We start from the raw sequence: 11,534 nt of genomic DNA, 5'->3' as shown, positions 1-11,534 counted from the left end.
ATGTTTATATGCAATGGTAAGTAACTGGTAATTACTTTGCAAGCTCTTTTATTAAGTTTAAATTTTAGTATCCAACTCCTTTAAGAATGTACCTGGTTAAAACTCCCTGGTGGCTTAAAAAGCTTTATCCTCAATTAATATGGAAAGCTGAACCCGGCACCCGCTCTATTTTTTTGACTTTTGACGACGGCCCCATACCCATTGTTACAGCCTATGTATTAAATATTTTAAAAAAGTACGATGCTAAAGCCACCTTTTTCTGCATAGGCGACAATGTACGAAAGCATCCGGACATCTTTGAAGATGTGAAAAAAAGCGGCCATACTATCGGCAATCATACTTTTAATCATCTGAAGGGATGGGCAACCGAGGACGACATCTATCTCGACAATTTTATAAAAGCCGATAAATTATTGGATACGCCATTTTTTCGGCCTCCTTACGGGCGCATAAAGCGCTCACAGATCAAGCTGCTTAAACAAGCCCGGCCAGACCTTGAAATAATTATGTGGGATGTACTAAGCGGCGATTTTGACATGGCGCTTAAACCGCAGGAGGCCCTGAAAAATGTGGTAGACAACGCCGCAGACGGCTCTATTGTGCTTTTTCATGATAGCATAAAAGCTTTTCACAAAATGGAGTATGCCTTGCCGCTTGTTTTAGAGCACTTTAGCAAACTTGGCTATACATTTAAGGGGCTATCCCCTTCTGCCGGAGCTGGTTTTGGCAAAGCCATTAAAAGCAACGGATAAGGCTTACCTACCCCGTCAAGTTCTGTTCTGCCCGTAACTTCAAACCCTAACCGCTCGTAAAAACCTAATGCCTGGGTATTTTGCTCGTTAACATCAACGCGTTTCATGCCTTTTTGGTTTATAGCAAATAGCATCAGTTGTTTCCCTATCCCTTTGCCCCTTGCCTGCGGATGTATAAATAAAGCCTGTATCATCTCATCACCAAGGCCAATAAACCCCTGTATGATGCTATCACTTTCTGCATAATAAACATCCAGTAAGGGCAAAGCCGCGGTTACCATCGGGCGGTAAAAATCAATATCTTCTTCGCGTAAAAAGTGATGTGTAGCCCTCACGGATGATTCCCACAGATCAATAAGCGCTGGATAATCTGATAGCTGTGGCTGGCTGATATTTATTTGCATCGATAAGTATTTTACAGTAGAACTAAAAACATCCGTCAAACTTTTCACAATATCAGCAAGTTATATAGTTGTAACCCTTATAAATTTAAAGATATGAGCAGATGGATTAAATTAACCGTATTAATTGGGTTTTTGTTTGGCTCTCAGTTTTTCACCGGTTGTAAAAAGTCATCCAATGACGGCAGCAATAACAACCCGCAAACCGGCGACGCATCCAAACTTACCGATAGAGTAATCACAGATAAACTATCTTTCCCCTGGGAAATTTTATGGGCGCCTAACGGCCAGCTATGGGTTACCGAACGGGGTGGCAAGATCAGCAGTATCGACCCCGCGACAGGTGTAATATTACCTATAACCACTATAAGCGAGGTGGTTTCGAGGGGAGAGGGCGGGCTGCTGGGCATGGTATTGCATCCGCAATTTGATACCCAGCCTTACGTTTACATAGCATATAATTATGACAAGGCAGGTACTTATACCGGGAAAATAGTGAGATACACCTATATGGGTGGCATGCTTACTAAACCTGTTACTTTGTTAGATAATATTTCGGCTTCAAACATTCACAATGGCTGCCGTTTGGCTATATCACCGGATAAAAAACTTTTTATTACCAGTGGAGACGCATCAGTAAACACACGGGCGCAGGATAAGACCAACCTGTCTGGAAAGATAATGCGTATTAACCTGGATGGCACCATCCCTGCAGATAACCCAATCGCGGGCAGCCCGGTTTGGAGTTATGGCCACCGCAATGCGCAGGGTTTGGTGTTTGTAGCTGATCGTCTTTACAGCTCAGAACATGGGAATACCACCGACGACGAGATCAACATCATACAAAAAGGCCGCAATTTTGGCTGGCCTAATGTAGAAGGTTATTGTAACAACGATAGCGAAAAAAGTTTTTGCAACCTCAACAATGTAGCGGAGCCCATACAAGCCTGGACGCCTACCATCGCCCCATCCGGGATTGATTATTATGATAAAGACACCATACCGCAATGGAAAAACTCCCTGCTACTTGCCGTACTAAAGGATAGCGAATTACTGCAGATCAAACTAAATGCAACAGGAACCGGTGTTGAGCAGGTAAATACATTCTATAAGAACAAATACGGACGCATGCGCGATGTAGCCATATCCCCCGGTGGAAAGGTTTATATCATAACAAGTAATGGCAATAATGATAAGGTAATTGAGGTGAGGGGTAATTAGTTTGCAGTGGGCAGTTAGCAGTTAGCAGTTAGCAGTAGACAGTTAGGAGTAGACAGTTTTAATTATAATTATCAACGCACCCGTGTATTGTAAACTTTTAATATTTGCCAACTGCTAACTGCAAACCGCATACTGCAAACTTCAAATAACCGCCCACTGCTAACTGCCAACTGCCCACGGCCCACCGCTTTCTTATTTAGAACATATCCAAATAAGAATTGTACAAACCCCTGACTGTGAATAACTGTTATATTTTGTAAATTCGCGGCTGTCAGCCAGTAACAGGTTTCGACATCTTTTTACTACATAAAGATCAATTATTATGGCCTTTGATATAGACATGATCAAAAAGGTTTATGATCGCTACAGCACCCGTGTGGATGCTGCCCGCAAAGCGACCGGTAAACCTCTTACATTAACCGAAAAAATATTATATGCTCACCTTTCTGCGGGTGATGCTCAAAAAGCTTTTGAACGTGGTACCGACTATGTAGATTTTGCACCAGACCGCGTAGCTATGCAGGATGCTACCGCACAAATGGCACTTTTGCAGTTTATGCAGGCAGGCCGCCCGCAGGTTGCTGTTCCATCAACCGTACACTGCGACCACCTTATACAGGCTAAAGTAGGCGCCGTTGCCGATTTAAATACAGCAGTTGATATTAACCGCGAAGTTTACGATTTCTTATCATCTGTATCTGATAAATATGGTATAGGTTTCTGGAAAGCCGGCGCTGGTATCATTCACCAGGTAGTGTTAGAAAACTACGCTTTCCCGGGTGGTATGATGATTGGTACCGACTCGCACACACCTAATGCCGGTGGTTTAGGTATGGTTGCTATTGGTGTTGGCGGTGCCGATGCCTGCGACGTTATGGCGGGTTTACCCTGGGAGCTTAAATTCCCTAAGTTGCTGGGTGTTAAATTAACCGGTAAACTTTCCGGATGGACATCAGCTAAAGACGTTATTTTGCGTGTTGCAGGTATCCTTACTGTTAAAGGCGGTACCGGCTTCATTGTTGAATATTTCGGCGAGGGCGCACGCTCTATGTCGGCCACCGGTAAAGCCACCATCTGTAACATGGGTGCAGAGATCGGTGCTACCACTTCCATCTTTGGGTATGATGAAAAAGCCGCTGATTACCTGCGCGGTACTAAACGCGGGGACATTGCTGACATGGCCGATGCTATTGCAGAACACCTAACCGGTGACGAAGATGTTTATGCAAACCCTGAACAATATTTCGACCAGGTGATCGAGATCAACCTGAGCGAATTGGAACCGCACGTAAACGGCCCGTTCACTCCGGATTTGGCATGGCCTATCTCTAAATTTGCGCAGGCAGTTAAAGAAAATAACTGGCCGGAAAAATTAGAGGTTGGTTTAATTGGTTCTTGTACCAACTCATCTTACGAAGACATTACCCGCTCCGCATCTATTGCACAGCAGGCTATTGATAAAGATCTGGTTACTAAAGCCGAGTTTACTATCACCCCTGGCTCTGAGCAGGTACGTTACACTGTAGAGCGTGATGGTTACTTAGATACTTTTGCCCAAATGGGTGGTGTAGTATTAGCAAATGCCTGCGGCCCTTGTATTGGCCAGTGGGCGCGCCATACCGATGACCCTACACGCAAAAACTCTATCATCACCTCGTTCAACCGTAACTTTGCTAAACGCCAGGATGGTAACCCAAATACACACGCGTTTGTAGCATCTCCGGAAATTGTTACAGCGTTTGCAATTGCAGGCGACTTAACGTTTAACCCGCTTACCGATACTTTAACCAACAAGAACGGCGAACAGGTAAAACTTGATGAGCCGCAAGGTATTGAAATGCCCGTACGTGGTTACGCGGTAGAAGATGCCGGTTACCAGGCACCTGCAGAGGACGGCAGCCAGGTACAGGTTATTGTAAGCCCTACTTCATCGCGCTTGCAGCTATTAGAGCCGTTTACCCCTTGGGAAGGTACTGATATTACCGGTTTAAGATTACTGATAAAAGCTAAAGGTAAATGTACTACCGACCATATTTCTATGGCAGGCCCATGGTTGAAATTCCGCGGACACCTGGACAACATATCTAACAATATGCTGATAGGTGCTATTAACTACTTCAACAATACAGCTGATAGCGTTAAGAACGAACTTACCGGCGAATACGGACCTGTACCGGCCACCCAGCGCGATTATAAAGCCGCTGGTATAGGTACTGTGGTAGTAGGCGACGAAAACTACGGTGAAGGTTCATCACGCGAGCACGCGGCAATGGAACCACGCCACCTTGGTGTACGTGCCATATTGGTAAAATCATTTGCCCGTATCCACGAAACCAACCTTAAAAAACAAGGCATGCTGGCTATCACTTTTGCTGATTCAAACGATTACGATAAGATACAGGAGGACGATGTTATCGACATCACCGGTTTAACAACCTTTGCCCCCGGTCAGCAGCTTACTGTTGTATTGCATCATAAAGATGGCTCTACCGAATCATTCCCGGTTAACCATACTTACAACGCGCAGCAAATTGAATGGTTTAAAGCAGGCGGTGCATTAAATATTATCCGCAGGCAAATGGCTTCTTAATGAGCTGAAAGCCAAAAAATAGTTCAAAAGCCTTTCCTATTGGAGAGGCTTTTTTGTTGAAGAATATCGATTGTTTTATTTATAATGTTAATTTTATAGTTGATATTTATACCAACCTGGAACCAGACAACAAGTGACTTTCAAAAATTACTTCCTAACACATAGAATAATTTTTCTATTCGCTATTATCCTCTGCTTTTTTTCATGTGATGTAGATGAAGGAGGTAAGGAAAAAAATACGGCAAAAGATAGCACTGGACAATTTTCTTTGTCCGAAGAAAAAAAATGGGAATACAATACTGATGTGGATGAAATGACTTCTGAGAAAAAGTATTCTGCCACACTTGATTCTGACGATAAGCTCAGACTTCCGTATGCTTTTAATCACCCTGTATTTCCACAGATCGGTATTGATAAAGATGGAACCAGGGTATGGGTTGCTGCTCCGGCTATAGCAAGTCACATATACGATGGTATATTTGATTCTGATGACAATGAAGCGAGCATTGAAGCAAAGTTTGATGATGAAAAAGCCATAACATTTAAAGGATATACACCTCAAGGCGACGACAAATACTATATTATTATAAATAAGTCAGATTTTTTTATCTCCAAATTAAAAAAAGCAAAAAAATTGAAGGTACGGGCAACGTTTGTAATAACGGAGCCGGCCGTTGTCAAATCAACTGAAAAACCAAAATTCTATACAAAATATAGCCGCATGAGAAGTACCATACGAGAAGGCAGACACTCGCTTAAAAAAGAAATAATGGACTTTAATGTTGCTGGACTAAAATGGGATTGACTTGAATATCGTTTCTCCCGTTCATAAAAGCTAACCGACTGAAGATGGTTATGCCAACCAAACACAGTTCCTGCTGTGAAACGAAGCATCTGATCTATGGTTTGCATAGCGTACATTAGTTTCTTCGCTATCGCTCAGAATGACAGAGTAATTTGTCTTATTGTCAGCAAAAAAGCTTCGGGCGGAAACAGGCAAATCGATGGTGGTCTTATGCGTTAGCAGGGGTATAGAAATACTTGATGGCATTTATTAACTTAGCTATCAATTATCCAAAACACTTCATGAAAACCTTTAATGCCCTTATCATTCTCATACTTTCCACCTCAACCCTATTCGCCCAAACCAATAAAAAGCTTGTTGCAGAAATAGCAGCAATCGGCAAGGCCGATCAGCAGTATCGGGTTGCAGCCATTGCGGCCGCTAAAAAATATGGATCTGGCTCAAAACAAGACAATGAGCTAATGAACAGGCAAGCGGCAATTGATAAAACTAACCTTGGCAAAGTAGAGCAGATCATAGCCAACTATGGTTATCCTGGTAAAACTTTAGTGGGAAAGGAACTTAGTAATGTAGCCTTTATGGTTATACAACATAACGACCTGGAATCCCAGGAAAAGTACCTGACGACTTTTATGCAGGCGGCCGACAAGGGCGAATTAGATGCATCGCTTTTACCCCTGATGATAGACCGTGTAAGAACCGCCAAAGGTAAACCACAGGTATACGGCACCCAACTGCATGAAATCAAAGGCGGCGGCGTACAAATATATCCCATAGAAGATGAAGCCTTTGTAAACGAACGGCGCAAAAAAGCCGGCTTGCCGCCATTACAAGACTATTTAAATAAATGGGGTATCAAATATATTTTACCGGGCAGTGTGGGCAACCCTAATCCTAAAAGCTTGTATTATGTACGAGTCGAACAAGCATTACCGGCTATTGAACCAGTAGGCGGCGAGGATGCCATTTACAGTAAGCTTGCGTACCCCGAACAGGCTAAATCCAACAATATAACCGGTTTCGTGACTGTAGAGTTAACCGTAACAAGCAGTGGAGATACAAAAAATTTATCGGTAGCCAAAGGGCTTGGTTATGGCTGCGATGAAGAAGCGTTAAGAGTGATGAAAGAAGCTAAGTTTAACAACAAAGCGGGTGAAGAGGCCGAAATACGCATGAAGTTGCCTTTTCCATATAAAACGAAAAAGTAATTTTGAGGACTAAATCTTGTCGTAAATAACCCTTTGTTTGTCCCTTTTAGCCCCTAAAGAAATATATTAATCAGTTTAACTTTGCTTATACAAAACCATAAGTTATGCGTACAAAGATCACACCTTTCCTGCTGTTTAAAAACGAGGCTGAAGAAGCGGCAAATTTTTATGTATCAGTATTCAACGGTAAACTATTGAATGTTACCAGATATCCGGATAATGGACCTATGGCGAGCGGTACGGTACTTACAGCTACCTTTGAAATATTGGGGATGACATTTACAGCATTAAACTGGGGGCAGGAAGCAAAATATACTGAAACCATCTCATTTGCTATTGAACCAGATACCCAGGAAGAGGTAGATTATTACTGGAACGCACTAATAGCGGACAGTGGTCAGGAAGGGCCATGCAGCTGGCTTAAAGACAAGTACGGCGTTTCGTGGCAGGTAGCTCCGGAAATATTACCGCGGTTGATGAGCGACCCGGATCCAAAAAAGTCCACCGCTGTGATGCAGGCTATGATGAAGATGAAAAAAATTATAATTAAAGACATCCAGGCGGCTTACGATAACGCCTGAGCAAGGCTATAATACTAAAGGCGATATAAACTATCGCCTTTAGTATTATATATAGTGTTTACCCTATGAACCTTTCTTTCAAAAACTGTCCTGTATAACTATCCTCTTTTTTAATCAGATCTTCGGGCACACCTTCAAACACAACATTACCGCCGCGTTCGCCACCCTCCGGGCCAATGTCTATCACCCAGTCGGCGCATTTAATAACATCCATATTGTGCTCAATGACTAATATAGTATTGCCGTTCTCGATCAATGCGTCAAAAGATTTAAGCAGCTTTTTGATGTCCGCAAAGTGCAGTCCGGTGGTAGGCTCGTCAAAAATGAACAACGTTTTATTGGTATTATTACCCTTTACCAGGAAGCTTGCCAGTTTTATACGCTGTGCCTCGCCACCCGATAATGTGTTTGACGACTGCCCCAACTGCACATAACCCAGGCCCACATCAACCAGTGGTTTTATTTTAGCTACTATCTTAGCTTCTTTTGCAAAGAAAACCACCGCTTCATCTATGGTCATATCCAACACCTCTGCAACGTTTTTCTCGTTGTAAGTAATATCCAGTATATGCTGCTTAAACCGTTTACCTTCGCAGGCTTCACAGGTCAGGAAGATATCGGCCATAAACTGCATCTCAATTTTAACCTCACCTTCGCCCTGGCAAACATCGCAGCGCCCACCTTCTACATTAAACGAGAATGCTGACGGTTTTAATCCCGCAGCCTTAGCACGTGGCTGTGCAGCATACAAGTTGCGTATCTCGTCCCAGGCCTTAACGTAGGTAACCGGGTTTGATCGCGACGACCGGCCTATCGGATTTTGGTCAACCAGTTCTACCTGTTCAATCTTATTGTAATCGCCCTCGATGCTGTCAAAGGCGCCGCTTTGGTCGCCGGTATAGTTGCCTAAGGTTTTTTGCAGGGCAGGTGCCAGTATGCGTTTCACCAAACTGGTTTTACCGGAACCAGATACCCCTGTAACTACCGTTAATACCCCCAATGGGAATTTAGCGCTGGCATGTTTAAGATTGTTCTCACGTGCGCCTTTAATTTCAATATAATCGCTCCATTTACGGCGGCTTTTCGGGATAGCGATTTCTTCCCGACCGCTAAGATATTTGCCTGTTAAGCTATTATCATCGGTGATGATCTGATCATAGGTGCCTGTAAATATGAGGTTACCGCCATGCGTACCAGCCTCGGGGCCAATATCAATGATATGGTCGGCAGCCTTCATAATTTCTTCCTCATGCTCTACCACCAGCACAGTATTGCCAACATCGCGGAGCGAACGCAAAACCGAGATCAACCTTTCGGTATCCCGTGGATGCAAGCCTATACTTGGCTCATCCAGCACATACACAGAGCCCACCAAGCTACTTCCCAACGATGTTGCCAGATTAATACGTTGCGACTCGCCGCCCGAAAGGGTGTTCGACAGGCGGTTGAGCGTAAGATAACTCAGGCCTACATCATTTAAAAACCGCAGGCGGTTGGCAATTTCTACCAGCAGGCGCTTGCCTATTTTTTCCTCGGTTTCGTTAAGTTTAAGGTTGCCAAAAAAATCAAATGCTTTGTCCAATGGCATCAACACAACGTCGGTGATCGACATATCGTTGATTTTAACATAAGCAGCATCTTTGCGCAGCCTGCTGCCTTTACACTCGGGGCAGGTAGTTTTACCACGGTAACGCGATAGCAGCACCCTGTATTGTATCTTATAGGTCTGCTCTTCCATTTCCTTAAAAAAGGCATCCAACCCGCGGAAGTATTGATTACCTGTCCACAGTAAACGCTGCTGCGCCTCTGTAAGCTGGTTGTATTGGCGATGTATAGGAAAGTCGAATTTAATAGCGCTTTTCACCAGCACGTCGTTCCATTCGCGCATTTTCTCGCCGCGCCACGGCGCAATTGCACCTTCGTATACAGTTTTGCTCTTATCGGGTATAACCAGGTCCTCATCAATGCCTATCACCTTTCCATAGCCCTCGCAGCGTTTACAGGCGCCATATGGATTATTGAAGCTGAAAAAGTTTGGCGTAGGTTCTTCAAACCGCATACCGTCAAGCTCAAAACGGTCGCAAAAAAAGCGTTCGGTAGTCTCACCCGAACCCTCCCCGTCAGTGAGGATTTCGTATCGCACAAAACAATCGCCTTTGCCTTCAAAAAATGCGGTCTGTACCGAATCAGCCAGGCGGCTTATGGTTTCATCTTCCATGTTTTTAGTAACACGGTCGATAACTATACGCACATGCTCATCATTAGCGTCAGCAGGTTCATGATCGGTGCTTTTGGCTTTTCCTTTTTTTGGTTTTATCTCGGTATCGGCAGCAATGCTTTCATCATCAAGCAGGCTTTCTATGCGCGATAACTGGCCGTTGTATTCAACCCTTACAAATCCCTTCTGCATCAATACGGCAAGTTCCTCTTTTAAACTGCGGTTATTATGCGGATGCAAGGGGCAAAGTATGGTAACCTGTGTTTCATCAGGCAAGGCGGATACAAAGTTTACCACATCGGTAACGGTATCACGCTTTACCACGCCGCCTGATATTGGCGATATGGTTTTACCTATTCGCGAAAAAAGCAGCTTCAGGTAGTCGTATATTTCGGTAGACGTACCTACTGTTGAGCGCGGATTACTGGTAATTACTTTTTGCTCTATCGCAATAGCCGGCGCAATTCCTTTTATATAATCTACATCGGGCTTATTCATGCGGCCCAAAAACTGACGCGCGTATGATGACAGGCTTTCTACGTAACGGCGCTGCCCCTCGGCATACAAAGTATCAAATGCCAACGACGATTTACCTGAACCAGACATGCCCGTTACCACCACCAGCTTGTTTTTAGGTATGGCCACATCAAGGTTTTTAAGATTGTGAACCCTTGCGCCTTTAATAATAATATGTTTTTGCGGATCTTTTTCTGCTTCTTTGATCATTTTGATTGGTAGTAGCACATGGCTTATAGTAATACTTGCATGTACGTTAAACTTATTATACAACTTATAGTCTAACTGATAGTTTGCAATTAATCATCATCTATAAACCGTAAATTTTATACTGCAAAAATCCTAAAATTTTTAGCCTTTTGCAAATTGGTTTTTATCTTGATGTTTTGGTATTAAGGCAATTAACAAATGCTTTGTTTTGATGTCCGCACAAATAATATTTGGGAAAGACATAAAATGCCCTGTTAAAAAATATTTGTTTTTATTTTTTAAGATTATTATATTTGAAGGTAAGATTATTTCACCCCTAAAAACGAAACGCTATAGATAGAATTCTACTTTTAATAACGACAAAAAATTTAATTTAGTTTATTAGTAGCTTTCTATGGATTTTCAATTGAAAAGTGATCAGGATTTAATCCATCTATATATTGCCGGTGAAGAAGCAGGGCTTGTTGAACTGATACGGCGATATCAAACAAAAATTTACACCTCTATTTATTTATTGGTTAAGGACGAAGCCCTTGCCGAGGATATTTTTCAGGACACGTTTATTAAAGTTATTAATACGCTAAAAGCCGGAAAATACAACGAAGAAGGTAAATTTTTACCCTGGGTAACCCGTATTGGCCATAACCTTGTGATCGACCATTTCCGCCGCGAAAAACGTGCGCCTATGGTTAGCAACGGCGACGACTTTGACATCTTTGAAGTACTTGGGCATTATGATGAAAGTGCTGAAGACCGTATGGTGCGCGAGCAAACGCATAGGGACCTTAAGACCTTGATTCAATTATTACCTGCCGAACAAAAAGAAGTTTTGATTATGCGCCATTTTGGCGATATGAGCTTTAAAGAAATTGCTGATGTTACTGATGTTAGTATCAATACAGCCCTTGGCCGTATGCGTTACGCGCTTAACAATCTGCGAAAGATGATGCAAAATAAAGAGCTAAGCTTGAAAAATTAAAACTTGCTGCCCGCTCTTCACTTTCTTTAAACTAAAATTTGTTGATAAAATAA

9 protein-coding genes are annotated in these 11,534 nt (G+C 42.9%); 7 read left to right on the top strand and 2 right to left on the bottom strand.

Features of this window, described 5'->3' with window-relative positions:
• Positions 1 to 86 precede the first annotated feature (86 nt).
• Positions 87 to 752, top strand: a complete 666-nt coding sequence (locus ACFQZX_RS14085) for a polysaccharide deacetylase family protein (RefSeq protein WP_377116434.1) — start codon at positions 87 to 89, stop codon at positions 750 to 752.
• On the opposite strand, the gene ACFQZX_RS14080 is transcribed toward ACFQZX_RS14085, so the two are convergent.
• Entirely contained in the window at positions 683 to 1,156 is a 474-nt protein-coding gene (locus ACFQZX_RS14080) for a GNAT family N-acetyltransferase (RefSeq protein WP_377116431.1), read from the bottom strand. The genes ACFQZX_RS14085 and ACFQZX_RS14080 overlap by 70 nt on opposite strands.
• A 93-nt stretch (positions 1,157 to 1,249) precedes the next feature.
• On the opposite strand from ACFQZX_RS14080, the gene ACFQZX_RS14075 reads away from it, so the two are divergent.
• The 5 genes from ACFQZX_RS14075 to ACFQZX_RS14055 all read left to right on the top strand — a co-directional run bounded on the left by ACFQZX_RS14075 (position 1,250) and on the right by ACFQZX_RS14055 (position 7,558).
• Positions 1,250 to 2,374, top strand: a complete 1,125-nt coding sequence (locus ACFQZX_RS14075) for a PQQ-dependent sugar dehydrogenase (protein WP_377116428.1) — start codon at positions 1,250 to 1,252, stop codon at positions 2,372 to 2,374.
• Positions 2,375 to 2,696: 322 nt separating this feature from the next.
• The gene (locus ACFQZX_RS14070) at positions 2,697 to 4,964 is read left to right on the top strand and encodes an aconitate hydratase (RefSeq protein WP_377116425.1); all 2,268 of its coding nucleotides are present in this window, start codon (positions 2,697 to 2,699) and stop codon (positions 4,962 to 4,964) included.
• Positions 4,965 to 5,097: 133 nt separating this feature from the next.
• Positions 5,098 to 5,769, top strand: a complete 672-nt coding sequence (locus ACFQZX_RS14065; protein WP_377116422.1) for a hypothetical protein — start codon at positions 5,098 to 5,100, stop codon at positions 5,767 to 5,769.
• Between the two features lie 239 nt (positions 5,770 to 6,008).
• Entirely contained in the window at positions 6,009 to 6,977 is a 969-nt protein-coding gene (locus tag ACFQZX_RS14060; RefSeq protein ID WP_377116419.1) for a TonB family protein, read from the top strand.
• A 104-nt stretch (positions 6,978 to 7,081) separates the two neighbouring features.
• Complete coding sequence (locus tag ACFQZX_RS14055; RefSeq protein WP_377116416.1) at positions 7,082 to 7,558, top strand: VOC family protein; 477 nt, start codon at positions 7,082 to 7,084, stop codon at positions 7,556 to 7,558.
• A gap of 58 nt (positions 7,559 to 7,616) precedes the next feature.
• On the opposite strand, the gene uvrA is transcribed toward ACFQZX_RS14055, so the two are convergent.
• A complete protein-coding gene (uvrA, locus tag ACFQZX_RS14050) occupies positions 7,617 to 10,502 on the bottom strand; it encodes an excinuclease ABC subunit UvrA (protein ID WP_377116413.1) in 2,886 nt (961 codons plus the stop codon).
• Positions 10,503 to 10,896: 394 nt separating this feature from the next.
• On the opposite strand from uvrA, the gene ACFQZX_RS14045 reads away from it, so the two are divergent.
• Entirely contained in the window at positions 10,897 to 11,481 is a 585-nt protein-coding gene (locus ACFQZX_RS14045; RefSeq protein WP_377116410.1) for an RNA polymerase sigma factor, read from the top strand.
• Positions 11,482 to 11,534 lie beyond the last annotated feature (53 nt).

This window comes from Mucilaginibacter litoreus, from assembly GCF_042676805.1.
GTDB lineage: Bacteria > Bacteroidota > Bacteroidia > Sphingobacteriales > Sphingobacteriaceae > Mucilaginibacter > Mucilaginibacter litoreus.
The sequence above is the reverse complement of the archived record's forward strand: the minus strand, read 5'-3'. Positions and strand labels throughout refer to the sequence as shown.

Coding starts and splice junctions, on each gene's coding strand:
- ACFQZX_RS14085 (WP_377116434.1), top strand. CDS start 87: ATGTACCTGGTTAAAACTCCCTGGTGGCTTAAAAAGCTTTATCCTCAA.
- ACFQZX_RS14070 (WP_377116425.1), top strand. CDS start 2,697: ATGGCCTTTGATATAGACATGATCAAAAAGGTTTATGATCGCTACAGC.
- ACFQZX_RS14045 (WP_377116410.1), top strand. CDS start 10,897: ATGGATTTTCAATTGAAAAGTGATCAGGATTTAATCCATCTATATATT.
- ACFQZX_RS14060 (WP_377116419.1), top strand. CDS start 6,009: ATGGCATTTATTAACTTAGCTATCAATTATCCAAAACACTTCATGAAA.
- ACFQZX_RS14080 (WP_377116431.1), bottom strand. CDS start 1,156: ATGCAAATAAATATCAGCCAGCCACAGCTATCAGATTATCCAGCGCTT.
- uvrA (WP_377116413.1), bottom strand. CDS start 10,502: ATGATCAAAGAAGCAGAAAAAGATCCGCAAAAACATATTATTATTAAA.
- ACFQZX_RS14075 (WP_377116428.1), top strand. CDS start 1,250: ATGAGCAGATGGATTAAATTAACCGTATTAATTGGGTTTTTGTTTGGC.
- ACFQZX_RS14055 (WP_377116416.1), top strand. CDS start 7,082: ATGCGTACAAAGATCACACCTTTCCTGCTGTTTAAAAACGAGGCTGAA.